The 24802-nt window shown below is 70.2% G+C and carries 18 protein-coding genes, 2 pseudogenes and 1 riboswitch; of the genes and pseudogenes, 12 read left to right on the forward strand and 8 right to left on the reverse strand.

The features are described 5' to 3' along the window. Positions 1–105 precede the first annotated feature (105 nt). The 3 genes from ABB34_RS01910 to acs form a co-directional block, all read right to left on the reverse strand. Positions 106–693: a manganese efflux pump MntP gene (locus tag ABB34_RS01910; protein WP_057639542.1), complete on the reverse strand. Its 588-nt coding sequence runs from the start codon at positions 691–693 to the stop codon at positions 106–108. Between the two features lie 15 nt (positions 694–708). Continuing rightward, positions 709–868, reverse strand: a riboswitch (yybP-ykoY riboswitch). Between the two features lie 281 nt (positions 869–1149). Continuing rightward, positions 1150–1815 (reverse strand): response regulator transcription factor, encoded by a 666-nt coding sequence (locus ABB34_RS01915; protein WP_057639543.1) that lies wholly within the window; start codon positions 1813–1815, stop codon positions 1150–1152. A gap of 189 nt (positions 1816–2004) precedes the next feature. Continuing rightward, a complete protein-coding gene (gene acs / locus ABB34_RS01920) occupies positions 2005–3948 on the reverse strand; it encodes an acetate--CoA ligase (RefSeq protein ID WP_057639544.1) in 1944 nt (647 codons plus the stop codon). Positions 3949–4187: 239 nt separating this feature from the next. Between acs and ABB34_RS01925 the strand changes: the two genes are divergently transcribed. The 3 genes from ABB34_RS01925 (at position 4188) to ABB34_RS01935 (ending at position 7763) form a co-directional block, all read left to right on the forward strand. After that, a complete protein-coding gene (locus ABB34_RS01925) occupies positions 4188–5582 on the forward strand; it encodes a DcaP family trimeric outer membrane transporter (protein WP_057639545.1) in 1395 nt (464 codons plus the stop codon). A gap of 142 nt (positions 5583–5724) precedes the next feature. Further along, a complete protein-coding gene (locus ABB34_RS01930) occupies positions 5725–6042 on the forward strand; it encodes a DUF485 domain-containing protein (protein ID WP_057639546.1) in 318 nt (105 codons plus the stop codon). Further along, complete coding sequence (locus ABB34_RS01935; protein WP_057639547.1) at positions 6039–7763, forward strand: cation acetate symporter; 1725 nt, start codon at positions 6039–6041, stop codon at positions 7761–7763. Before ABB34_RS01930 ends, ABB34_RS01935 begins: the two co-directional genes overlap by 4 nt. A 53-nt stretch (positions 7764–7816) precedes the next feature. On the opposite strand, the gene ABB34_RS01940 is transcribed toward ABB34_RS01935, so the two are convergent. Continuing rightward, entirely contained in the window at positions 7817–8545 is a 729-nt protein-coding gene (locus ABB34_RS01940; protein WP_057639548.1) for an AraC family transcriptional regulator, read from the reverse strand. A 150-nt stretch (positions 8546–8695) separates the two neighbouring features. Here ABB34_RS01940 and ABB34_RS01945 point away from each other — a divergent pair, with 150 nt between their 5' ends. The 9 genes and pseudogenes from ABB34_RS01945 to ABB34_RS15500 form a co-directional block, all read left to right on the forward strand. After that, the gene (locus ABB34_RS01945; protein ID WP_057639549.1) at positions 8696–9640 is read left to right on the forward strand and encodes a proline racemase family protein; all 945 of its coding nucleotides are present in this window, start codon (positions 8696–8698) and stop codon (positions 9638–9640) included. Continuing rightward, positions 9637–10755, forward strand: coding sequence for an NAD(P)/FAD-dependent oxidoreductase (locus ABB34_RS01950; RefSeq protein ID WP_245625383.1), 1119 nt, complete (start codon positions 9637–9639; stop codon positions 10753–10755). Before ABB34_RS01945 ends, ABB34_RS01950 begins: the two co-directional genes overlap by 4 nt. Next, positions 10752–10994, forward strand: a complete 243-nt coding sequence (locus ABB34_RS01955; protein WP_057639550.1) for a (2Fe-2S)-binding protein — start codon at positions 10752–10754, stop codon at positions 10992–10994. The genes ABB34_RS01950 and ABB34_RS01955 overlap by 4 nt, the downstream gene beginning before the upstream one ends. Then, positions 10991–12295 carry an NAD(P)/FAD-dependent oxidoreductase gene (locus ABB34_RS01960; protein WP_057639551.1) on the forward strand — a complete coding sequence of 435 codons (1305 nt, stop codon included), beginning with the start codon at positions 10991–10993 and terminating at the stop codon, positions 12293–12295. Before ABB34_RS01955 ends, ABB34_RS01960 begins: the two co-directional genes overlap by 4 nt. Then, on the forward strand, positions 12292–13194 hold the full coding sequence (locus ABB34_RS01965) for a dihydrodipicolinate synthase family protein (protein ID WP_057639552.1): 903 nt from the start codon (positions 12292–12294) through the stop codon (positions 13192–13194). The genes ABB34_RS01960 and ABB34_RS01965 overlap by 4 nt, the downstream gene beginning before the upstream one ends. Before the next feature lies 1 nt (position 13195). Further along, complete coding sequence (locus ABB34_RS01970) at positions 13196–14788, forward strand: aldehyde dehydrogenase family protein (protein WP_083490019.1); 1593 nt, start codon at positions 13196–13198, stop codon at positions 14786–14788. After that, positions 14785–15993: a M24 family metallopeptidase gene (locus tag ABB34_RS01975; protein WP_057639554.1), complete on the forward strand. Its 1209-nt coding sequence runs from the start codon at positions 14785–14787 to the stop codon at positions 15991–15993. Before ABB34_RS01970 ends, ABB34_RS01975 begins: the two co-directional genes overlap by 4 nt. Positions 15994–16189: 196 nt before the next feature. Continuing rightward, a complete protein-coding gene (locus ABB34_RS01980) occupies positions 16190–18535 on the forward strand; it encodes a S9 family peptidase (RefSeq protein ID WP_083490020.1) in 2346 nt (781 codons plus the stop codon). 107 nt (positions 18536–18642) lie between these two features. Beyond that, positions 18643–19170 (forward strand): annotated as a pseudogene (locus tag ABB34_RS15500) (proline racemase family protein); the annotation flags it as partial. Here ABB34_RS15500 and ABB34_RS01990 read toward each other — a convergent pair. The 4 genes and pseudogenes from ABB34_RS01990 to ABB34_RS02005 form a co-directional block, all read right to left on the reverse strand. Continuing rightward, positions 19163–21952 carry a TonB-dependent receptor domain-containing protein gene (locus ABB34_RS01990; protein ID WP_057639556.1) on the reverse strand — a complete coding sequence of 930 codons (2790 nt, stop codon included), beginning with the start codon at positions 21950–21952 and terminating at the stop codon, positions 19163–19165. The pseudogene ABB34_RS15500 and the gene ABB34_RS01990 sit on opposite strands and share 8 nt — an antisense overlap. A gap of 271 nt (positions 21953–22223) precedes the next feature. Then, positions 22224–23021 carry a class I SAM-dependent methyltransferase gene (locus tag ABB34_RS01995; protein WP_057639557.1) on the reverse strand — a complete coding sequence of 266 codons (798 nt, stop codon included), beginning with the start codon at positions 23019–23021 and terminating at the stop codon, positions 22224–22226. Beyond that, positions 23018–23794 (reverse strand): annotated as a pseudogene (locus tag ABB34_RS15750) (ABC transporter ATP-binding protein). The gene ABB34_RS01995 and the pseudogene ABB34_RS15750 overlap by 4 nt, the downstream one beginning before the upstream one ends. After that, complete coding sequence (locus ABB34_RS02005) at positions 23791–24795, reverse strand: FecCD family ABC transporter permease (protein ID WP_245625384.1); 1005 nt, start codon at positions 24793–24795, stop codon at positions 23791–23793. Before ABB34_RS02005 ends, ABB34_RS15750 begins: the two are co-directional and overlap by 4 nt. Between the last annotated feature and the right edge of the window lie 7 nt (positions 24796–24802).

A 24802-nucleotide genomic window follows, 5' to 3' on the forward strand; every position in this document is an offset into this window, starting at 1 on the left:
GCTTCCCCGAAGATCGGGCCGATGGTGCCGCAGTCGGCCATGACGGTGAAAGCGCGGGGGCCGGCGTCTGTACCCGTTGCCGTTGCCTGCGGACCGGGCCGATTCTCAAGCCACGCCCTGCAGGTGCTCGTAGAGGATGCCGCTGCCGACCAGGATCAGGATCACCCCGCCGATGATTTCCGCGCGCTTGCCGACCAGGGCGCCCAGCGCGCGGCCGAGCATGATGCCCAGCGTCACCATCAGCAGCGTGCACAGGCCGATCACCAGCGCCACCACGCCGATGTGCACGTCGAGGAAGGCCAGGCTCACGCCCACCGCGGCCGCGTCGATGCTGGTGGCCAAGCCGGTGGCGGCCAGCGTCCAGAAGCGGTGGTGTTTCCGGTCATCCTCCGGCGCCGGTTCGGCGGCGTCCTGCGGCTCGGGGCGCAGGCCGGCCACGATCATGTGCACGCCCAGCGCGCCGAGCAGGGCGAAGGCGATCCAGTGGTCGAACGCCTCCACGTAGCGCGCGGCGGCGCGGCCCAGCAGCCAGCCCAGCAACGGGGTGAACGCCTCGATGGCGCCGAAGATCAGCCCGGCGCGCAGGGCGTCGGGCAGGCGCGGGCGGCGCATCGCCGCGCCCTTGCCGATGGCCGCGGCGAAGGCGTCGGTGGACATGGCCAGGCCGATCAGGAGGATGGAGAGCGGGGACATTCACAGGACTCGCAGGCCGGGCGGACGACGCATACGACATGCGCACACGCCCAACCTGTCGTTGCGCGCGCATGCCGCTGGTCTCGCCAACCGGGTCTGGCTGCCCGCGCCACGGCGCAATGGCCGAGTGTGTTGACGCGGGCGCTTCCGATACCGGAAGCAGGCTACTCCCCAAGGGAGCGCGGATTCTAGCAGCCTTCGCAATCGTCCGTAGGAGCGCACCTTGGTGCGCGATGAAGCTTTCCCGGTGAAGCCCCATCGCGCACCAAGGTGCGCTCCTACGGGGGGGGGATGGGTTGAGCACAGCGAAGCCCAACGTCACGCGGGACCCGCATGGTGGTGGCGGATGCCGGTCGTTGGTCGGCACCGCCGTTCTGCCGCATGAACCCCGGTGGCGCTGCGCGCCGTCACCCAGCCAACGGTCGGGCGCCACCAAAGCAGGTGGGTTGGCGAGGATCAGTCCTCTTCCGGCGGGAGGACGATGCCGTCGTCGTCGATCGCCAGCTTGCCGGCCATCAGCACCGCCTGGGTGCGGTTGGTGACGCCGAGCTTGCGCAGGATGGCGGTGACGTGGGCCTTGATGGTGGCCTCGGATACGCCCAGGTCGTAGGCGATCTGCTTGTTCAGGCGGCCTGCGCCCAGCATCTGCAGCACGCGGAACTGCTGCGGGGTGAGTTCGCGCAGGCGCTGGCCTACCTCGCGTTCCTCGTGGTCGGTGGGCGGCACGTTGTGCGCCTCGGCCGGCGCCCAGCGCTCGCCGTCGAGGATGGTGCCCAGCGCCTGGCCGATGGTGTCCGAGTCGGCCGACTTGGGGATGAAGCCGAACGCGCCGTGGTCGAGCGCGCGACGCATCACCGTGGCCTCCTCGCGCGCGGACACCACCACGATCGGCAGCTGCGGGTGCAGCGCGCGCAGGTGCACCAGCGCGTTGAAGCCCTGCGCGCCGGGCATGTTCAGGTCCATCAGCACCAGGTCGGCGTCGGGGTGCTGCTCGGCCAGCGCGTACAGCGCTTCCACGCTGTCTGCCTCCAGCAGGGTCACGCCGGGAATCACCCGCTGCACCGCGCCGCGCAGCGCTTCGCGGAACAGCGGGTGGTCGTCGGCGATCAGCAGGGTGGGCATGTCAAGGTTCGGATTTGGCGGGATGCTGAAGCCCCTCTCCCTGCGGGAGAGGGGTTGGGGTGAGGGTACGGGGGCGAAGCCCTCGCAATGTTCACTCCACGAGGCTTCGCCCGTACCCTCATCCGCCCCTTCGGGGCACCTTCTCCCGGAGGGAGAAGGAAAAACAGCGCGGTCTCATCGCTCCCCGCCTCACCGCACCTTGCGTTCGTCCACCAGCGAAGCCACCACCGACGGGTCGGCCAGGGTCGAGGTGTCGCCGAGCTGATCCGGGGCGTTCTCGGCGATCTTGCGCAGGATGCGGCGCATGATCTTGCCCGAGCGGGTCTTGGGCAGGCCCGGCGCCCACTGCAGGTGGTCGGGGGTTGCGGTGGGGCCGATGACCTTGCGTACCCAGCCGATCAATTCCTTCTGCAGTTCGTCGCTGGGCGCTTCTTCGGCAACGAGGGTGACGTAGGCGTAGATGCCCTGGCCCTTGATGTCGTGCGGGAAACCGACCACCGCGGCCTCGGCCACCTTCGGGTGCAGCACCAGCGCGCTTTCCACCTCGGCGGTGCCGATGCGGTGGCCGGAGACGTTGATGACGTCGTCGACGCGGCCGGTGATCCAGTAATAGCCGTCTTCATCGCGGCGGCAGCCGTCGCCGCTGAAGTAGTAGCCGGGGTAGGTGCGGAAATAGGTGTCGATGAAGCGCTGGTGGTCGCCGTAGACGGTGCGCATCTGCCCCGGCCACGAGTCGCACAGCACCAGGTTGCCCTCGGCCGCGCCTTCCAGGATCTCGCCCTCGGCGCTGACCAGCGCCGGCTGCACGCCGAAGAACGGCAGCGTCGCCGAGCCGGGCTTGAGGTCGATGGCGCCCGGCAGCGGCGAGATCAGGATGCCGCCGGTCTCGGTCTGCCACCAGGTATCGACCACCGGGCAGCGCGAGTCGCCGACGTTCTCGTAATACCAGCGCCATGCCTCCGGGTTGATCGGTTCGCCGACGCTGCCGAGCAGGCGCAGGCTCTTGCGCGAGGTGCGCTTGACCGGCTCCTCGCCCTCGCGCATCAGCGCGCGGATCGCGGTGGGCGCGGTGTAGAAGATGGTGACCTGGTGCTTGTCGATCACTTCCCAGAAGCGCGAGACGTTCGGGTAGTTCGGTACGCCCTCGAACATCACCGAGGTGGCGCCGTTGGCCAGCGGGCCATAGACGATGTAGCTGTGGCCGGTGACCCAGCCGACGTCGGCGGTGCACCAGTAGATGTCGTCCTCGCGCAGGTCGAACACCGCCTCGTGGGTGTAGGCCGAGAACAGCAGGTAGCCGGCGCTGGTGTGCAGCACGCCCTTGGGCTTGCCGGTGGAGCCGGAGGTGTAGAGGATGAACAACGGGTCCTCGGCGTTCATGCGTTCGGGCTCGCACTGCGCCGGCTGGCCGTCGACCACGTCGTGGAACCAGCGGTCGCGCGGGGCCTGCATGTCCACCGACGAACCGGTATGGCGCACCACCAGCACGGTTTCGACGGTATTGGTGCCGGGCAGCTTCAGCGCGGCATCGACGTTGGCCTTCAGCGGCACCTTCTTGCCGCCGCGCAGGCCCTCGTCGGCGGTGATGATCAGCTTGCTGCCGCAGTCGGCGACGCGGTCGGCGATGGAGTTGGCGGCGAAACCGCCGAACACCACCGAGTGGATCGCGCCGATGCGCGCGCAGGCCAGCATCGCCACCGCGGCATCGACGATCATCGGCAGGTAGATAGTGACGCGGTCGCCCTTGGCCACGCCGAGGTTGCGCAGCGCGTTGCCGAGCTTGCACACGCGCTCGTGCAGTTCGCGGTAGGTCACCTTCTGCGCCGGCGCGTCGGGGCTGTCCGGCTCGAACAGGATCGCGGTCTTGTCGCCGCGGCTGGCCAGCTGGCGGTCCAGGCAGTTGACGCTGACGTTGAGCTCGCCGTCCTCGAACCACTTGATGCGGAAGTCGTCCAGCTTGTAGCTGACGTTCCTCACCCGGGTCGGCTTGACGTACCAGTCCAGGCGCTCGGCGGCCTTGCCCCAGAAGGCGTCGGGGTTCTCCACCGATTCGCGGTACAGCTTCTGGTAGGTGGACGTGTCGATCCGCGACGTGGCGGCGAACTGCGGGTCGACGGGATAGAGATCAGCCATGACAACACCCTCACCTTTGCACTTGTAACCAATGGGGGAGCCGCATCGCGCGATGCGGCCGGTACTTCCCAAGTGTGCCGCATCCACCCCCGGTCGCGCTGCCCGCGGCGTTAGACGATGGTCGAATGCGGCCATTCCTTCGACTAATGGCGAATAGCCGCCCGCCACGCAGGCCGCGCACCCTGCCGGGAGCCGTGCACCGACGCGGCCATCGACGCCAGCCGGAGAGAGGCAGAGCAATGAACAGACACACCACCCAAATGGTCCGTCGCCCACTTGCCGCCGCGTTGTTCGTGGCGTTGCTTGCGCCGGGCATGGCCTTGGCCGACACGGCGAAGGAAAAGGCGCTGGAGGCCCGCGTGGCCGAACTGGAGCGGCAGGTACAACTGCTGCTGACCACCCAGCAGCAGCAACAGGGCAGCATCGCCCAGACGCAGAGCGAAGTGCAGCAGGCACGCGCCGAGCAGGCAGCCATCGCCGCGGCCGCACCGGCGCTGCCGGCCGGCAAGCAGCCGATCCAGGCCACCAGCATCACCCCCGGCGCGGCGCCGGGCACCACCTTCAAGTTCGGCGGCTTCATCAAGGCCGACTTCCTCGCCACCCGCACCGGCGACGGCCAGCTGGCCGACGACGCCACCGGCCGCGCCCTGTACCTGCCCGGGCAGACCCCGGTGCACGGCGCCGGCGGCTCGGGCCAGGCCTCGGACGTGGACTACAACGCGCACGCCAAGTTCTCGCGCTTCAACCTCGGCGTGGACCACGTCACCGAGGGCGGCGACAAGGCCGGCGCGATGGTGGAGATGGACTTCTTCGGCAACGCGCTGGGCAACCAGAGCGCCACCAACACCTACGGCGTCACCCTGCGCCACGCCTACATGTACTGGAACAACTGGCTGGCCGGCCAGACCTGGTCCAACTTCATGGACGTGGCCGCGCTGCCCGAGGCGGTGGATTTCGTCGGCCCCACCGACGGCGTGATCTTCGTGCGCCAGACGCAGGTGCGCTACACCAACGGCGGCTTCAGCGTGGCGCTGGAAAACCCGGAAACCACGCTGGTCGGCGCGGCCAATTCCGACCGCGGCGCGCTGCCCGACCTGACCGCGCGCTACGGCTGGAAGGGCGACTGGGGCACGTTCGGCGTGGCCGGCCTGCTGCGCCAGCTGAAGGTGGACAACCAGGCCACCGGTGCCGACGCCAGCAAGATGGCCGGCGGCCTGACCCTGGGCGGCAAGTGGGTGATGGGCGGCAGCGACAGCCTGCATTACCAGCTCACCGGCGGCGAGGGCATTTCCCGCTACATCGGCCTGGGCATCACCGGCGACAGCGCCTACGACGCCATCCGCGACGAACTGGACCCGACCGGGGTGGTCGCCGCCTACGTCGGCTGGCGCCATGCGTTCACGCCGAAGCTGCGCACCAACCTGATCTACGCGCGCAGCGACTACGACAACAACGCCGCGCTGACCGGCAACCTGGTGACCAAGAGCGTGCAGTCGATCCGCGGCAACGTGTTCTACACGCCGATGCCCAAGGTCGATATCGGCGCCGAGCTGATGTACGGCGTGCGCGAGATCGAGGACGGCCGCAAGGGCGACATCAGCCGCCTGCAGTTCACCACCAAGTACAGCTTCTGACGCATCCGCCGCCGGCGCCCCCGCGGCGCCGGCGTTGCAGCACCTCCCTACCCCCACGGGGAGCACTTCATGCCGCCGCCCGCGCACGCGTTGCGCCGTGACGGCCCGTTTCCAACGACTGTTCCTGTTCGGAGGACCCCGAATGAATGCTTCCACCGACCCCCGCGTCGAGCGGATCGCCAACCACCCGGCCTACCAGCGCCTGCGCCGCAGCCGCAACCGCCTGGGCTGGGTGCTGACCGTGCTGATGCTGCTGGCCTACTACGGCTACATCGGCCTGATCGCCTTCGACAAGGCGTTCCTGGCCACCCCGCTCTCCGCCGGCAGCATGACCACCATCGGCATCCCGATCGCGATCGGGTTGATGGTGTTCACCATCGCCATCACCGGCATCTACGTGCGCCGCGCCAACAAGGAGTTCGACCAGTTGACCCACCAGATCGTGGAGGACGTGCAATGAGCCGCTCCCCCCTGCTCCGCTCCGGCGCACTGCTGGCCCTGCTCGCCGCCAGCGGCGCCGCGCTGGCGGCCGGCGGCGACATCGGCCAGACCGTGCGCCAGCCGACCAACTGGACCGCGATCATCATGTTCGCCGCGTTCGTGTTGGCCACCCTGGGCATCACCAAGTGGGCCGCCACGCGCACCAAGTCGGCGTCGGACTTCTACACCGCCGGCGGCGGCATCACCGGCTTCCAGAACGGCCTGGCGATCGCCGGCGACTACATGAGCGCGGCCTCGTTCCTGGGCATCACCGCGGCGGTGATGACCAACGGCTACGACGGCCTGATCTACGCCATCGGCTTCCTCGTCGGCTGGCCGATCCTGACCTTCCTGATGGCCGAGCGGCTGCGCAACCTCGGCCGCTTCACCTTCGCCGACGTCGCCGGCTACCGCTTCCAGCCCAAGCCCATCCGCCTGTTCGCCGCCTCCGGCACGCTGGTGGTGGTGCTGTTCTACCTGATCGCGCAGATGGTCGGCGCCGGCGCGCTGATCAAGCTGCTGTTCGGCCTGGACTACTGGATCGCGGTGGTGCTGGTCGGCGTGCTGATGATGGTCTACGTGCTGTTCGGCGGCATGACCGCGACCACCTGGGTGCAGATCATCAAGGCCTGCCTGCTGCTGTTCGGCGTGACCTTCATGGCGCTGATGGTGATGTGGAAGTTCGGCTTCAGCTTCGAGAAGCTGTTCGCCACCGCGGTGCAGATCAAGACCCAGATCGCGGCCAACGCCGGCAAGGAGGCGGGCGAGGCGGCCAGCGCCGGCCTGTCGATCATGGGCCCGGGCGGCTTCGTCAAGGACCCGATCTCGGCAATCTCCTTCGGCATGGCGCTGATGTTCGGCACCGCCGGCCTGCCGCACATCCTGATGCGCTTCTTCACCGTCCCCGATGCCAAGCAGGCGCGCAAGTCGGTGTTCTGGGCCACCACCTGGATCGGCTACTTCTACATCCTGATCTTCATCATCGGCTTCGGCGCCATCGCCCTGGTGCTGAGCAACCCGGCCTACGCCGACCCGGCCACCGGCGCCATCCAGGGCGGGCCGAACATGGCCGCGGTGCTGGTCGGCAAGGCGGTGGGCGGCAACATCTTCATGGGCTTCATCTCCGCGGTGGCCTTCGCCACCATCCTGGCGGTGGTCGCCGGCCTGACCCTGTCCGGCGCATCGGCGGTGTCGCACGACCTGTACGCGACGATGATCATGAAGGGCAAGCCGCCGGCAGGCTCGGAGCTGCGCGTGTCGCGCATCACCACCGTGGCGCTGGGCGTGATCGCGGTGCTGCTGGGCATCGCCTTCGAGAAGCAGAACGTGGCCTTCATGGTGTCGCTGGCCTTCGCCATCGCCGCCTCGGCCAACTTCCCGGTGCTGTTCCTGTCGCTGCTGTGGAAGGACTGCACCACCCGCGGCGCGGTGATCGGCGGCTTCCTCGGCCTGGCCTCGTCGCTGGTGCTGACCCTGCTGTCGCCGTCGGTATGGGAAGCCACGTTGGGCAACCCGGCCGGCAGCGCGCCGTTCCCGTACACCAGCCCGGCGCTGTTCTCGATGACCTTGGCCTTCGTCGCCATCTGGCTGTTCTCGATCACCGACAAGAGCCGCAACGCGCAGGCCGAACGCGCCGCCTACCCGGCGCAGCAGGTGCGCGCCGAAACCGGCATCGGTGCCAGCAAGGCGTCCGGGCACTGAACCCGGCCACCGCATGACGACGGGAAACGCCGGCCATTGGCCGGCGTTTCCTTTCATGGCGCCGGGTCGACGCCGTCGAACACGCCGTCCAGGCCACGGTATTCGCTGGGAGTCATGCCCACGGTGGCCTTGAACTGGCGCGCGAACGCGCTCTGGTCGCTGAAGCCGCAGCACTGGCCGATGCCGGCGATGCTGCCGTCGCCGCGCAGCAGGCGCATCGCCATCTCGATGCGCAGCTTGATCAGGTATTGCTGCGGGGTGACCTGGAACACGTGGCGGAAGTGGCGTTCCAGCTGTGCCAGCGAGATGCCGGCCAGCTCGGCCAGCTGCGGGGTGCGCGGGTTCTCGCCGGAATGCTCCTGCATGTAGTTCACCACCCGTTCGAGCTGGGCATAGGCGGAGTGCCGGCTGTTGGGCCGGCCGAGGTCGCGCGACACACCGATCAGGCCGGTGATGCGGCCATCGTCGAACAACGGCCGCTTCAGCGTCAGGCACCAGCCGGGGCGGCGGTTCGGGTACAGGTGCACTTCCAGCCGGTCGGCGATGGGCGTGCCGGCCAGCACCTGCCGGTCCTGCTGCAGGTAGCGGTTGCCCAGCGGCGGCGGGAACACCTCCAGCGGCGAGCGGCCGATCACCTCGCCACGCCGCTTCCTGCCCAGCCGCTGCACCAGGGTGACGTTGCAGTGCGTGTAGCGGCCCTCGCGGTCCTTGACGAAGAACACGGTGTCGGGCAACGCGTCGAACAGGTGCTGCACTTCGCTGGAAGAATGCTGTGCGTCCATTGGCGTCGTCCTCGCGCTGGCGGCCGTCGGCGTGGCTGCGGCCGATGCTAGCGCATGCCTCCGGGCGCAGACGGCGTTGTGCCGACTTCCGCATCGGTACGGCGGCGCGGCCGCTATTCGGCCCCGCGGCGGCGGTGGGAGCATGGCCGCATGCACCGGATAGACGTCATCGATTCGCATACCGCGGGCGAACCCACGCGGGTCGTACTCGGCGGGTTCCCCGACCTCGGCGGCGGCAGCCTGCGCCAGCGCCGCGAGCGGCTGCTGCGCGATTTCGACCCGTGGCGCGCGGCACTGGCCTGCGAGCCGCGCGGCTCGGACACAATGGTCGGCGCGCTGCTGCTGCCCGCCGACGACCCCGCGGCCTGCACCGGGGTGATCTTCTTCAACAACGTCGGCTGCCTGGGCATGTGCGGCCACGGCACCATCGGCGTGGTTCGCACGCTGGCCGAGCTGGGTCGCATCGGCCCGGGCGCGCACCGCATCGAGACGCCGGTGGGCACGGTCGGCGTGGAGCTGTTCGACGATGGCCAGGTGGCGGTGGACAACGTCGAGAGCTGGCGCCACCGGCACGACGTCGCGGTCGAAGTGCCCGGCCACGGCACGGTGCGCGGCGACGTGGCCTGGGGCGGCAACTGGTTCTTCATCACCGGCACCGCGCCGTGCGCGCTCACCCTGGACAACCAGCGCCCGCTCACCGCCTATGCCGAAGCGATACGGCAGGCATTGGAGCGCGATGGCATCGCCGGTGCCGACGGCGCCATCGACCATGTGGAGATCAACGCGATCGCGCCGGACGGCAGCGGCCAGGCGCGCAACTTCGTGTTGTGCCCGGGCCTGGCCTACGACCGCTCGCCCTGCGGCACCGGCACCAGCGCGAAGCTGGCCTGCCTGGCCGCCGACGGCACACTGGCCGAAGGCGTGCCGTGGGTGCAGCAGGGCATCCTCGGCAGCCGTTTCGAGGCGTCGTACCGGCGCGGCGGGCGCGGCATCCTGCCGCGCATCGTCGGCCAGGCCTGGATCACCGCGCGCGCGACCCTGCTGATCGACCCGGCCGATCCCTTCGCCTGGGGCATCGGCGGCAGCCGGCCGTGATCCACCGCAGCCGCCACGACCTGATCGTCATCGGCGCCGGCATCGTCGGCGCCGCCTGCGTCGAGGCCGCGGTCGCGGCCGGGCTGCGGGTGGCGCTGGTCGAAGCCGGCGCCATCGGCGGTGGCGCCAGCGCCGCGGCGATGGGGCACCTGGTGGCGATGGACGGCGACCCGCACGAACTGGCGCTGTGCGCGCATTCGCTGCGGCTGTGGCAGCGCTGGGCGGGCTGGCCGGAAAGCGAGTACCGGCGCTGCGGCACCTTGTGGGTCGCGCGCGAGGAAGGCGAACTGCAAGGCATCGGCGCGCGCATCGACGCGCTGGCGGCGGCCGGCGTGCAGGCCGAGGCCGTGGATGCGGCTGGCCTGTACGCGCTGGAACCGCAGCTCGCCCCCGGCATGCGCGGCGGCATGCACGTGCCCGGCGACGCCGTGGCATACCCGCCGCGCGTGGCATGGCGACTGGTCCGCGAGGCGCAGCAGGCCGGGGCCAAGGTGTTCGCCGGCAGCCGCGCCGAAACGCTGGTCGATGGCGGCGTGCGCCTGGCCGACGGCCGCGTGTTGTCCGGGCCGGTGCTGGTCGCCACCGGCGCGGCCCTGCCGCAGCTGCTGCCGGAACTGCCGATGCGCGCGCGCAAGGGCCAGCTGCTCGTCACCGAGCGCCACGCGCCGCTGCTGCGCCACCAGCTGATCGAGATGGGCTACGCCGCGGCCGCGCACGGCAGCGACGCGGCCAGCGTGTCGTTCAACGTGCAGCCGCGCCCCAACGGCCAGTTGCTGATCGGTTCCTCGCGCGAGTACGGCGCCGCCGGCACGGACATCTCCCTGCCGCTGCTGCGGCGCATGCTGCAACGGGCCATCGCCTTCGTGCCGGCGCTGCGCGAAGTCCGCGCACTGCGCAGCTGGTGCGGTTTCCGCCCGGCCACCGCCGACGGCCTGCCCTACCTGGGCGCGGTACCCGGCCGCCGCGACGTATGGGTGGCCGCCGGCCACGAGGGCCTTGGCATCACCGCCGCGCCGGGCAGTGCGCAGTTGGTGATCGATGCCTTCCTCGGCCGCGCACCGGCACTGCCGTTGGCACCCTACCTGCCGCAGCGGGCAATGCGGGGCGGCGCATGAACACCATCGCGCTGCTGGTCGATGGCCTGCGCGTGGAGGTGCCCGAAGGCGCCACCGTGGCTGCCGCGGTCGCCCGCAGCGGCCACGCTTTCCGCCGTTCCAGCGGCGGCGAGCCGCGCGCACCGCTGTGCGGCATGGGCGCGTGCTTCGAATGCCGGGTCAGCATCGACCACGTGCCACACCTGCGCGCCTGCATGGTGCTGGCGCGGCCGGGCATGCGGGTGGAGACGCAGCAATGAAGCAAAAGCGTTTCGACCTGCTGGTGGTGGGTGCGGGGCCGGCCGGGCTGGCCGCCGCGCATGCGGCGGCCCGGCGCGGGGCGAAGGTCGGGCTGGTGGACGCGCAACCGCGCGCCGGCGGCCAGGTATGGCGGCACGACCTGCGCTTCGGCGTACCGGCGATGGCGCGGGCGCAGATCGACGGCCTGTACGGCGCCGGCATCGAATGGCTGGCCGGGCACGAAATGGTGCTGGCCGACGACCACGTGGTGGTCGCCGCGCATGCCGACGGCGCGGTGGCGCTGCACTGGCGCACGCTGGTGCTCGCCACCGGCGCGCGCGAACTGCTGCTGCCGTTCCCCGGCTGGACCCTGCCTGGCGTGACCGGCGCCGGCGGCCTGCAGGCGCTGGCCAAGCAGGGCTGGCCGGTGGCCGGCAAGCGCGTGGTGGTGGCCGGCAGCGGCCCACTGCTGCTGGCGGCGGCGGCCACGCTCCGGCGCCACGGCGCGCGCGTGCTGGGCATCCACGAACAGGTGCGGGCCGATGCGCTGCACGCCTTCGCACGCAGGCTGTGGCGCTGGCCGGCGCGGCTGGCGCAGGCGGCGGCGCTGCGCGCGCGCCTGCTCGGCGTGCCCTGGCATACCGGCAGCATGGTGCTGGCGGCGCACGGCGACACCATGCTGCGCGCCATCGAGCTGGACCGCGGCGATGGCCGCGAACGCATCGACTGCGACCTGCTCGCGGTGGGCTGGGGGCTGGTGCCGAACGTCGAACCGGCACGCCTGCTCGGCTGCGAACTGGATACATCGCCGACCCATCCGGTAGTGCGCGCGGACCGACGCCTGTGCAGCAGCCGGCCCGGCATCCACGCCGCCGGCGAGGCGCTCGGCATCGGCGGGCGCGATTGCGCGCGCATCGAGGGCGCGATGGCGGCCTGCTTCGCGCTGGGCGACGAGCGTGGTGGCGAGGCGCTGCGCGCGCGCCGCGACCATGAGCGCGCCTATGCCGCATTGCTGCACGAATGCTTTGCCACCAGCGCGCGCGCCCGCGCGCTGGTGGCGCCCGACACACTGGTCTGCCGCTGCGAGGACGTGCCGTTGTCGGCGGTGCAGGCGCACGCCGACCCGCGCCAGCTGCGGCTGGTCACGCGCTGCGGCATGGGCGCCTGCCAGGGCCGGATCTGCGGCGCCGCGCTGCGCGAACTGCGGCTGGCTTCGCCGTCCCTCTCCCCCACCGCGGTACGGCCGCCGCTGGCCCCGGTCACGCTGGCGGCACTGGCCGATGATCCCTCCGACGAACCCGAACAAGGTACAGACAGATGAGCAATGCAGGTTTCTGGCGCGGCGTGCTGCCGGCCATCACCACGCCCTTCACCGCCGACGGTGCAGTCGACCATGCGTTCCTGGCCGAGCACGCCAGGCGGCTGGTCGATGCCGGCTGCAGCGGCATCGTGCCGCTGGGCTCGCTCGGCGAAAGCGCCACGCTGGCCTTCGACGAGAAGATAGCCATCGTGCGCACGCTGGTCGCGGCGGTAGGCGGGCGCGTGCCGGTGGTGGCCGGCATCGCCGCACTGTCCACCGCCGAGGGCATTGCACTGGCGCAGGCGGTCAAGGATGCCGGCGCCGGCGGGGTGATGGTGCTGCCGCCGTACGTGTACTCCAGCGACCGCCACGAGATGGACGCCTACATCCGCGCCATCCTCGCCGCCACCGACCTGCCGGCGCTGCTCTACAACAATCCCATCGCCTACAAGACCGACTTCACCCCCGCGCAGATCGCGCGGTTTGCCGCCGAGTTCCCGCACGTGCAGGCGGTCAAGGAATCCTCCGGCGACGTGCGCCGCTTTGCCGCCATCCGCGAGCTGATCGGCGACCGCCTGGTGCTGATGGTGGGTATCGACGACGCCATCGTCGAAGGCATCGCGATGGGCGCCGAGGGCTGGATCGCCGGCACCGTCAACGCTTTCCCGGAAGAAGCCGTGCAGTTGTTCGAGCAGGCACGCAGCGGTGGCTACGCGGCCGCGCGCGAACTGTACGAGTGGTCGCTGCCGCTGCTGCGGATGGATACGGTTCCCAAGTTCGTGCAGCTGATAAAGCTGATGCAGGAGCGCGTCGGGTTGGGCAGCGAGCGCGTGCGCGCCCCGCGGCTGGTGGTGGAGGGCACCGAGCGCGAACAGGCGCTGGCGCTGATCGACCACGCCATCGCTGCCCGGAGGCGCTGAGGTGAATACGGTCGCGCCGTTGCTCATCGCCGGCCAGTGGCAGGCCGCACAGGACGGCACGGGCAGTTTCCGTGCGTTCGACCCAGCCAGCGGTGAGGCCATCGGGCCGGTGTTCCCGCGCAGCGGCGTGGCCGACGTGGAACAGGCGCTGGCGGCCGCCAGCGCCGCTGCACCCCAGCTGGCCGCCACCGGCCCGGAATGCATCGCCGCCTTCCTCGACGCTTATGCGGCGGCGCTGGAAGCCGACGCCGAGACGCTGGTGCAGCTGGCGCATGCGGAAACCGGCTTGCCGGCCACGCCGCGCCTGCGCGGCAACGAACTGCCACGCACCTGCAACCAGCTGCGCCAGGCCGCCGCCGCCACGCGCAACCGCAGCTGGACCCAACCGGTGATCGACACCGCTGCCGGCCTGCGCACGCACCACGCGCCGCTGGGCAAGCCGGTGCTGGTGTTCGGGCCAAACAACTTCCCGTTCGCCTTCAATGCCGTGTCCGGTGGCGACTTCGCCGCGGCCATCGCCGCGCGCAACCCGGTCATCGCCAAGGCGCACCCGGCGCACCCGGCCACTAGCCGACGCCTGGCCGAACATGCGCGGCGCGCCGCCGACACCGCCGGCCTGCCAGCGGCCACGGTGCAGTTGCTGTACGACGTCGAACCGGCACTTGGCCTGCGTCTGGCCGGTGACGCGCGGCTGGGCGCAATCGCCTTCACCGGCAGCCGCGCAGGCGGGCTGGCCTTGAAACAGGCCGCCGATGCCGCCGGCATTCCCTTCTTCGGCGAGCTGTCCAGCCTCAACCCGGTGTTCCTGCTGCCCGGTGCGCTGGCCGAGCGCGGGCCGGCGTTGGCCGAGGAGTTCAGCGGCTCGTGCCTGCTCGGCAGCGGCCAGTTCTGCACCAATCCCGGGCTGGTGATCGTGCCGGAAGGCGCGGCCGGCGATGCCTTCGTCGCCGACGTGCAGGCGCGCTTCGCCGCGACCGCGCCGCTGCCGCTGTTGTCGCAGGGCGTGCTGGCATCGCTGCGGAAGGCCATCACGGCGCTGCGTGAGGCCGGTGCGCAGCTGCTGTGCGGTGGCGAAGCGGGCGACACCGGCTTCCGCCATGCACCCACGTTGTTGACGGTTGCCGCGCAGGATTTCCTCGCCAACCCGCAGGGCTTCCAGCACGAGGCCTTCGGCCCGTGCAGCCTGTTGGTGCGCGTGGCCGATGTCGCGCGGATGCAGGCGCTGGCCGCCACCCTGGAAGGCCAGCTCACCGGCACGCTGTATCGCGCCGCCGATGGCAGCGACGACGATGCTTGGCAGGCGCTGGCCGCCACGCTGCGCCCGCGCGTGGGCCGGCTGATCGCCAACCGCATGCCCACCGGCGTGCTGGTCAGCCCGGCGCAGCAGCATGGCGGCCCATTCCCGGCCTCGACCCAGCCCGGCTTCACCGCCGTCGGCCTGCCGGCGGCGATCCTGCGCTTCACCGCGTTGCAGGCCTACGACAACGTGCCCGACGCACTGCTGCCGCCCGAACTGCGTGACCGCAACCCCGGTGGCCTGCTGCGCTGCATCGACCGGCAATGGACCACCGCCGACATCGGAGCCGGCGCATGACCACGCAGATCGGACATCTCACCCTGGAACAGGCCCGCGCGCAGCTTGCCGCGACATTGCCGAACCGCCCCGCCCCGATTTCCGCGGACGAATACGCCGCGCGCCTGGCACATGCGCGCCGCCTGATGCGCGACGCCGGCGCGGATGCGCTGCTGGTCACCGCCGGCATGTCGTTGCGTTGGTTCACCGGCATCGGCTGGGGCGCAAGCGAGCGCCTGGTGGGGCTGCTGCTGACGCAACACGGCGAGCCGCTGCTGATCGCGCCGAACTTCGAGGAAGGTTCGCTGGACGCGGTGCTGCGCATTGCCGCCGGCAAGCGCCTGTGGGAGGAACACGAAGACCCGCATGCGCTGGTGGCCGGTGCCATGCGCGAACGTGGCGCGAAGACGCTGGCGCTCGACCCCGAGGCCGCCTTCCGCATCCACACCGGGCTGGCCGCGCATCTGGGCGCGGGCGCGATCAGCAATGCCACGTCGATCATCGATGGCTGCCGCATGTGCAAGAGCGCCGCCGAACTGGCGCTGATGCAGCATGCCTGCGACATCACCTTGCAGGTGCAAAAGCTGGCCGCCGGCATCGCCCGCGAAGGCATCGGTACCGACGAACTGGTCCGTTTCATCGACGAGGCGCATCGCGCGCTCGGCGCGGACGGTGGTTCGACGTTCTGCATCGTGCAATTCGGCCATGCCACCGCATTCCCGCACGGCATCCCCGGCGTGCAGCACCTGCGCAAGGGCGAACTGGTGTTGATCGACACCGGTTGCAGCGTGGACGGCTACAACTCCGACGTGACCCGCACCTGGATCTTCGGCGAGGCGAACGCGGAGCAGTTGCGCATCTGGAACCTGGAGCGCGCCGCGCAGCAAGCCGCGTTCGATGCGGTGCGTCCCGGCGTTGCCTGCGAAGCCGTCGATCAGGCCGCGCGCGATGTATTGGAAGCCGCCGGCCTCGGCCCCGATTACCGCCTGCCCGGCCTGCCGCACCGCACCGGCCACGGCTGCGGGTTGGCGATCCACGAGGCGCCGTACCTGGTACGCGGCAACCGCCTGCCGCTGGCGCCGGGCATGTGCTGCAGCAACGAACCGATGATCGTGGTGCCGGGCCGGTTCGGCGTGCGCCTGGAGGACCACTTCCATGTCACCGCCGCCGGCGCCCGGTGGTTCACGCCACCGTCCGTCGCCATCGACCAGCCATTCGCCGATTGACGTGCACCTCCGCGCGAACAGCCACGGAGCCCCTCTCCCTCCAGGCGAAACCGCACGGTTTGCATGCCATTGGGGAGCGGGCAAGGCGAAGCATCCGCACGCCGGCTCCACAGCGCATTGCCGCACCCTCATCCGCCCTCCGGGCACCTTCTCCCGAAGGGAGAAGGACAGAGCAGGACACCAGGGGAAACGACGCATGTTCCATTTCGCAGCTATCCGCCGCCATGCCTTCGCCTGCCTGTTGGCGCTTTCCTGCGCCGCCATGCCGGCAGCGGCGCAATCCTCCCCGCCCGCCGCACCGGACGAGGCCGCCTACCGGCGCTCGCTGCAGTTGCGCGAGCAATGGATGTACCTGACCACGGGACTGGCCGGCCCGGCGACCTGGACCGACGGCGAGCGCTACCGCTACCGGCGCACCTCACCGGGCGGCTTCGAGTTCGTGATGCGCCGGGTGGGACAGGCGCAGGCCGAGGCCGCGTTCGACCAGGCCCGGCTGGCCACGGCACTGTCGCCGCTGCTCGGCCGCGACGTGGAGGGGCGGCGCCTGCCATTTTCCGACTACGAGATCGACAAGGACGGCAGGGCGCTGCGTGCCTGGGTGGACGACGGCTGGGTGCGCTGCGAGCTGGCTGGCGAGTACCGCTGCGCGCGCTGGAGCGCGTCGGGCCCGTCGCCGCGGCCACGCGGCTGGGGCGTGGTGCGCGATCTCTCGGTGGCGGCCGACGCCACGCCGCAGCGTTCACCGGACGGGCGCATGGAAGCCTTCGTGCGCGACGGCAGCGTGCTGCTGCGCACGCTGGCCGACGGCAGCAGCAGGGTGCTGGCGCGCGATGGCGCCGACAACGATTTCTACGACCCCGAAAGCATCGTCTGGTCGCCCGATTCCAGCCGCTTCATGGTGCTGCGGGTAAAGCCGGGCGATGCGCGCCGGGTAACGCGGGTGGAGACCTCGCCGCGCGACCAGCTGCAGCCGCGCGTGCGCACCCAGCTCTATCCCAAGCCGGGCGATGCGGTGGACATCGACCGCCCGGTGATCTTCGAGGTCGCCACTGGCCGCCGCATCGACGTGCCGACCGCGCTGTTCGCCAACCCCTACGAGATCAGCCCGCCGCAGTTCCGTGCCGATGGCCGCACGCTGGCGTTCCGCTACACCGAACGCGGCTTCCAGCGGGTGCGCCTGATCGAGGTGGACGCGCACACCGGCGCGGCACGCAGCGTGGTGGAGGAGCACAGCGACACCTTCGTCAACAGCTGGTGGCACCGTGCCGATTTCCACGACGTGGACAAGCGCGGCGAGCAGATCGTCTGGCAGTCCGAGCGCGATGGCTGGAACCACCTGTACATGGTCGATGGCCGCAGTGGCCGCCTGCGCCAGCTCACCCGTGGCCCGTGGGTGGTGCGGCAGATCGTCCAGGTGGATGAAAAGAACCGGCAGGTCTGGTTCTCCGCCAATGGCCGCGAGCCGGGCGACCCCTACATGCAGCATTTCTACCGGGTGAACTTCGACGGCAGCGACCTGCGCCACATGACGCCGGGCGATGGCTGGCACGAACTGAGCCTGTCGCCGGACATGAACCATTACGTCGACACGTACTCGCGCCTGGACCAACCGAACATCACCGAGCTGCGCGACGCGCGCGATGGCCGCCTGCTGCAGACGCTGGAACGCGGCGACGCCAGTGCGTTGTTCGCCGCCGGCTACCGCGCGCCGGAAACCTTCACCGCCCCGGGCCGCGACGGCAAAACCCCCATCGTCGGCCTGATCGTGCGGCCTTCCGATTACGACGCAACGCGCAGGTACCCGGTGATCGAAAGCATCTACGCCGGCCCGCACGATGCGCACGTGCAGAAGAAGTTCTGGCCGTTCGACAACCAGTCCAGCAACGAGCGCCTGATCGGCGCGCAGGCGCTGGCCGACCTTGGCTTCATCGTCGTGCAGATCGACGGCATGGGCACGATGAACCGCTCCAAGGCCTTCCACGACGTGGCGTGGAAGAACCTCGGCGACGCCGGCTTCCCCGACCGCATCGCCTGGCACAAGGCGCTGGCCGCGCGCGATGCCTCGTATGACATCAGCGGCGGCGTGGGCATTTATGGCGCATCGGCGGGCGGGCAGAACGCGCTCAATGCGCTGCAGTTCCACCCGGAGTTCTACACCGTGGCGGTGGCCTACAACGGCTGCTACGACAACCGCATGGACAAGCTGAGCTGGAACGAGCAGTGGATGGGCTGGCCGGTGGATGAGAGCTATGCGCGCGCCTCCGGGGTGGACAACGCGGACAAGCTGCGCGGCCACCTGCTGCTGATCGTCGGCGAGCAGGACGAGAACGTCGACCCTGCCTCCACGTATCAGGTGGCCGATGCGCTGATCCGCGCCGGCAAGGACTTCGACCTGCTCGCCGTACCCGGCACCGGCCACGGCGTCGGCCGCTCGCAGGAGCCGATCGACTACATCCAGCGCCGCAAGTTCGATTTCTTCGTGCGCCACCTGATGAAGCAGCAGACGCCGGACTGGAACGCGCGCGGCGCAGGCAAGCCATGACCGACTGCAGCCGCCAGCCGCGCACCGTCGATTGCATGCCGGCGGTGAGCCGCTGCGCGTGCTGCTGACCGGGCTGCCGCCCTCGCCGGCGGGCATGGTGCCAAAAGCGCGCGTGGCTGCGCGCGCAGCATGACGACGTCCGCCGCTTCCTGATGCTGGAGCCGCGCGGGCATGCCGACATGTACGGCGCCTGCCTGTTTCCGCCGGGCATGCCGGGCACGGATTCCGGCGTGATCTTCCTGCACGACGAAGGCCACGAGGTGATCGCCGCCGGCCAGTGCGAGGCCTGCCGGTCGCATGGCACCTACCGCATGCTGTCCTGCGCGCAGACGGTGCATACCGGCAAGGTGGACGTGCATGCCGAGCCGGTATTCGAAGCCGATGGCAGCGCGGTGGTACGGGTGGATGCGCGCTTCGCGCGCCTGCCGTCGCGGCGCCGCTTCATCGCCCACGAGCGCAGCCTGCGCGAGGGCGCCAGCGTGCCGGCGGGGCTGTACGGGGAAGTGCCGGCAACGGCTGGAACCCTGCGTTCACGGCATCTCGCAGCAGCGTTTCCGCGCAATGGCATGACGGAGAGGCGGCCCCGGTTTCCCGGGGCCGCCTCTCGCCCAGATGCACTTGCGTTGCTTACTTAAGCTTGTACTCCAGCGTGAGGAAGTACTCCCTGCCCGCCGGGTTGTACTTGCTGATGTCGGCATACGGCCACCACTTCTCCGAATCCACCATGTTCGGCTTGCGGTCGAGCAGGTTGGTCACGCTGAGGCCGGCCCACAGCGCGTCGCCGAAGCGCCAGCCCAGCGACAGGTTGGCGGTGGTCCAGGCCGGCATGCGCTTGTAGGTATCGGCCCAGCGTTCCGGCGAGCTGCCCAGGCGGTTGATGTGCAGGTTGGCGTTGAACCTGTCCAGCGCCCAGCTGATGGTGCCGTAGCTGCGGGTGCGGAACTCGTTGTTCCACTGCGCATCGCGGATGTCGGTGACCTCGTCTTCCGGCAGGTAGCGTTCCAGCGTCTTCAGGATGTGGGTGTAACCGAAGCGGAAGGCGAAGTCGCCGTAGGGCGTGCCCTCGTACCTGCTGTTCCAGGTGAAATCGAAGCCGTCCTGCTGGCGCATGCCGGTGTTGAACGGGCTGGTGATCGCCGAAGTCACGCGGTCCTTGTTGTTGCGGGTCACGCGCGACAGCATTTCCCGGCACTTGGGTGAATTGATGTCCACGGTTTCGCCGGCGGCATTGAAGCCGAGCTGGCACTCCGCGGCGTACTGCACCACGGTGTAGGCACCGATCACGCCCACCTGGTCCTCCAGGTAAATGCGGAAGCCGTCCAGCGTGAACGAATGGTGCTTGCCGAGCTGCGCCACCATGCCGATGCTGTTGGTGTAGCCGGTTTCCTCGCGCAGGTCCGGGTCGCCTTCCGAATACTGGCGGATCGAGCCGGTGCCGTATTTCTCGCCGCAACCCTGCCAGCTTTCACCCGCCTTGATGCCCTCGGTCTGCACGCAGGTCAGGAAGTCGGTGGCGCTGGTGTAGGACGAGCTGCGCTCGGCGAACATCACGTGCATGTCCGGCGCGCGGAACGAGGTGGCACGCGAGACGCGGAACATCAGCGCGTCGATCGGCTTCCATGTCAGGCCCACCTGGTAGGTGCTGGCGCCACCGACGCTGGAGGCATCGTCGTAGAAGTCGTAGCGTGCGGCGACCTTCGCATCCACCTGGCCGATGGCCGAATCGGCGCCGGCCAGCGGAATCGCCAATTCGCCGCCGCCGGCGTAGCGGTTGCGCCTGCCTTGGCCGCGAATGCCGCTCCAGCCGTAGATTTCGCCATCCACCGTGGCCTGGTCGGTGAGGAAGCTGTAGGTGTCATGGCTGACTTCCAGCACGGCGGCAAAGTTCAGCGGGCCGGCCGGTAGTTGCAGCATCTCGCCGCTGATGTCGGCGCTCAGCGATTGCGAGGTGGAGCGTCCCTTGCCAACCGACGTGCGCGCGGCGCTGGCCAGCATTTCCGGCGTGATTGCACCGAAATAATCCAGACCCCCGGGCAACAGATTGGCATCCAGCGAGTCACGGCTCACGGTCAGCCAGCGGTCCGGGGCCCACGGCTGCGCCCAATCGGTGCCCTTCTCGCCGAACAGCAGGCCCATCATGGTCTGGTCGTCGAAGCGCACCACCGAATCGGTGTAGCGGTAGGTGCCGTAGGTGTAGCCGATGTTGTAGTCCAACCTGCCCAGCGGGCCGCTCAGGCTGGTGCTGAAGACATGGCTGGTTTCGTTGAAGTGCTGGTTGCTGGTGGGCGTTTCGAAATCGCGGAACGAGCGCCAGACCTGGCGCGAGCCGTACCACTCGGAATCAAGGTCGTTGGCATCCTCCAGCACGTCGTAGTCCACGCCGTAGCTGTAGCGGTACAGGCCGGCATCGGCCTTGGAGCGCGAGGACATCAGGTTGGCCTGGAGGCGATGCGCGCCGAAGTCGTGGGTCAGGTTGGCGAAGCCGAAGAGGCGCTCGCGCCCATTGCGCACGGTGTAGGTGTCGAAGATGTTGTCGCCGCAGTATTTCTCGCTGCCGGGGCCGGCCCAGCCCGGGCGCACCGCTTCATAGCCCAGCGCGTCACAGCGGCTGCCGAGGTCCAGCAGGCCCCAGCCACCCGGCGCGCCACGGTCCCAGAACGACATCACCTGCTCGGCGCCGCGGTAGTCGGGATCGGGCGACTTCGACGGATCGGAGAACCATTCGCGCTGGTTGCCGCGGATCAGCTCGCGCTTGTCCCATTCCAGCCCGTAGCTGAGGTGGGTGTCGCCGTGCGAGAAGCCGGAGGACACGGTGAAGTTGTCGGAGCGGCCACCGCCGTGGACGGTGTCGCCATAGCGGTACTTGAAGGTGGTTTCGTCGATGTCGTCCTTCAGGATCACGTTGACCACGCCGGCCACCGCATCGGAACCGTAGATGGCCGAGGCACCGCCGGTCAGCACTTCCACGCGCTCCACGGCGGAGGACGGGATCATCGCCAGGTTGATGATGTTGCCGGAGATGTTGCCGGCCGGCTTGGGCATCAACGGCATGCGCTTGCCGTTGAGCAGCACCAGCGTGTAACCCGGGCCGAAACCACGCAGGTTCAGCGCCTGCGCATTGGCATTGAAGTTGTTGGTGTTCTCCTCACCGATGAATATGCCGGTATTCACGCTGAGGTTGGACAGCGCGTCGTACAGCGTGGCGTAGCCCTGTTTGGTCAGGTCTTCCGCCGTGAACAGCTGGATCGGATCGACGGTTTCAACGTCGGTGCGCTTGATGCGCGAGCCGGTGACTTCCACCTTGTCCAGCGAAGTGGTGGTGCCGCCGGCCGCGGTTTCCTGCGCCATCGCCAGCGATGGCAGCAGCGCCGCGGCAATGGCGGCGGCGATGATGCTGCGTGTGCGTGAACCCCTCATGCTTCCTCCCCGAAGTATGCCGGCCGCGCGCGCGGCGGAGGCCGCACCGCGGGTGATGGCGCAATGACGCCACCGACATGGTGTTGGGCATGCGCGGGCGCAGATAGCACGAAACGCCGGCGACCAATGCGGAACTCCGCACAGCGCGGGCAGCGCCCGCGCGGGGAGCCGCGGCAACGGATTTCCCGCCGCTGGCGACGGCAATGCATCGACCGTTTGCAGCGATGCGACGGCGGGCGTCAACCACGCCGCGCGTGGCGGGCGCCCGCGCTCAGCCCGCGGTTTCCCACCAGATGAAGGCCCAGCGGCGGGTGGGGGCCAGCCCGAGCCGGTTGTCGGGCGAGGCCGCATGCCAGGCGCGTACCGACTGCTGTTCCGCCGGCGTGAGTTCGCCGAACAGCGACTCGACCTGCTGCAGCAGTTCCTCCGCATCCCTTTCGCGGTCGGGCGGCGACAGCGGCAGGTAATCGACACGCGGTTCGCGGCCCATGTCCAGCAGCAGGTTGATCGGGTAGCGGTGGTCCGGCATCGGTATCCATGCACGACCCAGCAGCGCGGCCAGTTCGGTGACGCCGGCGCGCGGGCCGGTGGCGAAGGTGATGCAGGCGCGCCGGCGGGCGTGCGCGTCCAGCTTCGCCAGCGCCTGCGCCAGGTCCGGCACCATCAGCGAGCGCGAGGCGATGGCCACGTCGCAGCGCGGCACCGCGCTCCAGTCGTCGTCCCAGGCCAGCTGCCACGGCTGGATGTTGTCGATGCCGTCGCGGGCGATCGCTGCGCGCAGGCCATCGAGCATGCCGGGGCTGTAGTCCAGCGCATGCACCTGCCGCACCCGCGCGGCGATGGGCAGGCTGAGCAGGCCGGGGCCGCAGCCGACGTCGAGCACGCTGTCCACGCCGCGCAGGTCCAGCCGCGCGAGGAAGGCGTCGCTGTAGTCGTCGTGGCGGCGCTTCCAGCCCGATTGCGCCGCGCGCGCGTCCCACGCGCTGGCCGGCTTGGGCGTGTAGCCACAGGCCTGCAGGTGCTGGCGGTAACGGGCGGCGTGGTCGATCGGCGGGGGCAAGGCGGTCATCGGAGGGTTCCGGCAACGGGAAGGGCGGCGGCGATGCGCGCGGCATCCACGCTGTACAAGGCTGCCAGCCGTTCGGGCGTGGCGACGTCATGCGCGGGCCCCAGCGCCTGCAGGCTGCCGCCCGCCATCAGCGCGATGCGGTCGGCCACCTGCAGGGCGTGCTGCGGCTGGTGGGTGGACAGCAGCACGCCGATACCGCGCCCGGCCAGCGCGCGCACGGTGTCGAGGATGCGCAACTGGTTGCCGAAGTCGAGGCTGGCGGTGGGTTCGTCCATCACCAGCACCCGCGCCTGCTGGGCCAGCGCCCGCGCGACCAGCACCAGTTGCCGTTCGCCGCCGCTGAGGGTATCGACCGTGCGTGCGGACAACGCAGCGATGCCTAATTCGTGCAGGCAGGCGTCGGCGATCTCCTCGTCGGTACGGCCGGGCATGGCCAGCAGGCCCAGGTGCGCGGCGCGGCCCATCGCCACCAGCTCGCGCACGCGTCAGGCGAACGGCAACGGCGCGGCCTGCGGCACGTAGCCGAGCAGGCGCGCGCGCTGCGCGCGGTCGTGGGCGCGCAACGGCCGGCCATGCAGCCGCACCTCGCCGGCCACCGCCGGCAGCAGGCCGAGCAGGGTGCGGAACAGCGTGGTCTTGCCGCAGCCATTGGGGCCGAGCAGGCACACCACTTCGCCGGGCTGCACCGACAACGCCAAGGGCGCGCCCAGCGCGACGCCGGCATGGCCGATGGCCAGCCCGTGCGCTTCCAGCAAAGGGACCGCGGCGTTCATGCGCGGCCCCCGCTGCGGGCCAGTACCAGCAGGAAGCACGGCACGCCGACGAAGGCGGTGAGGATGCCCAGCGGCAGTTCGATCGGCGCCAGCGTGCGTGCCAGCGTGTCGGCGGCCAGCAGGAAGCTGGCCCCGAGCAGCAGGCTGGCCGGCAGCAGCCGGCGGAAGTCGGCGCCGACCAGCAGGCGCGCGATGTGCGGCACCACCAGCCCGACCCAGCCGATGATGCCGGCCAGCGACACCGCTGCCGCCGTGCACAGCGTGGCCGCGGCGATCAGCGTCCAGCGCAGCGGCACGACCGCCACGCCGAGCGCGGCGGCCTCCTCGTCGCCGAGGGCCAGCAGGTTCACCCGCCAGCGCAGCAGCACCAGCGGCAGCAGCCCGGCCAGCAGCAGCGGCGCGGTGATGCGCAGGTCGTCGGCCACCACCGCGTTGAGGCCGCCGAGCAGCCAGAAGGTGATCGACGGCAGCTGCGTGTAGGGGTCGGCCAGCAGCTTGAGCAGCGAGATGCCGGCGCCAAGCAGGGCCGACACCGCCACGCCGGCCAGCACCAGCACCAATACCGGCTCGTGCCGGCGCACCAGCGCGGCGACCAGGCACACCAGCCCCACCGCCGCCAGCCCGCCGGCGAAGGCGAAACCCTGCACCAGCAGCATCGGCAGGCCGAGGAACAGCGCCAGCGAGGCGCCCAGCCCGGCGCCGGCGGAGACGCCGAGGATGTCCGGCGACACCAGCGGGTTGCGGAACATCGCCTGGTAGGCGGCGCCGGCCGCCGACAGCACCGCGCCGATCAGCACCGCCGCCAGCACCCGCGGCAGGCGGATGTGCCACAGCGCCGCATGCACCGTCGGCGGGACCGGTTCGCCGATGCCGAACAGCTGCGATCCCAACGCCTGCAACAGCATCGCCGGCCGCACCGGGAACTGGCCGACCGCGAAGGCCAGCAGCGGCATCGCCAGCAGCAGGCCCCAGCCACCGGCGTGCCAAAGCCAGCGCGGCACCGCGCCG

The organism is Stenotrophomonas daejeonensis, from assembly GCF_001431505.1.
GTDB lineage: Bacteria > Pseudomonadota > Gammaproteobacteria > Xanthomonadales > Xanthomonadaceae > Stenotrophomonas > Stenotrophomonas daejeonensis.

Excerpts from the sequence above, each read along its gene's own strand:
- ABB34_RS01910 (WP_057639542.1), bottom strand. The coding sequence starts at position 693 with ATGTCCCCGCTCTCCATCCTCCTGATCGGCCTGGCCATGTCCACCGAC.
- ABB34_RS01915 (WP_057639543.1), bottom strand. The coding sequence starts at position 1,815 with ATGCCCACCCTGCTGATCGCCGACGACCACCCGCTGTTCCGCGAAGCG.
- acs (WP_057639544.1), bottom strand. The coding sequence starts at position 3,948 with ATGGCTGATCTCTATCCCGTCGACCCGCAGTTCGCCGCCACGTCGCGG.
- ABB34_RS01925 (WP_057639545.1), top strand. The coding sequence starts at position 4,188 with ATGAACAGACACACCACCCAAATGGTCCGTCGCCCACTTGCCGCCGCG.
- ABB34_RS01930 (WP_057639546.1), top strand. The coding sequence starts at position 5,725 with ATGAATGCTTCCACCGACCCCCGCGTCGAGCGGATCGCCAACCACCCG.
- ABB34_RS01935 (WP_057639547.1), top strand. The coding sequence starts at position 6,039 with ATGAGCCGCTCCCCCCTGCTCCGCTCCGGCGCACTGCTGGCCCTGCTC.
- ABB34_RS01940 (WP_057639548.1), bottom strand. The coding sequence starts at position 8,545 with ATGGACGCACAGCATTCTTCCAGCGAAGTGCAGCACCTGTTCGACGCG.
- ABB34_RS01945 (WP_057639549.1), top strand. The coding sequence starts at position 8,696 with ATGCACCGGATAGACGTCATCGATTCGCATACCGCGGGCGAACCCACG.
- ABB34_RS01955 (WP_057639550.1), top strand. The coding sequence starts at position 10,752 with ATGAACACCATCGCGCTGCTGGTCGATGGCCTGCGCGTGGAGGTGCCC.
- ABB34_RS01960 (WP_057639551.1), top strand. The coding sequence starts at position 10,991 with ATGAAGCAAAAGCGTTTCGACCTGCTGGTGGTGGGTGCGGGGCCGGCC.
- ABB34_RS01965 (WP_057639552.1), top strand. The coding sequence starts at position 12,292 with ATGAGCAATGCAGGTTTCTGGCGCGGCGTGCTGCCGGCCATCACCACG.
- ABB34_RS01975 (WP_057639554.1), top strand. The coding sequence starts at position 14,785 with ATGACCACGCAGATCGGACATCTCACCCTGGAACAGGCCCGCGCGCAG.
- ABB34_RS01980 (WP_083490020.1), top strand. The coding sequence starts at position 16,190 with ATGTTCCATTTCGCAGCTATCCGCCGCCATGCCTTCGCCTGCCTGTTG.
- ABB34_RS01990 (WP_057639556.1), bottom strand. The coding sequence starts at position 21,952 with ATGAGGGGTTCACGCACACGCAGCATCATCGCCGCCGCCATTGCCGCG.
- ABB34_RS01995 (WP_057639557.1), bottom strand. The coding sequence starts at position 23,021 with ATGACCGCCTTGCCCCCGCCGATCGACCACGCCGCCCGTTACCGCCAG.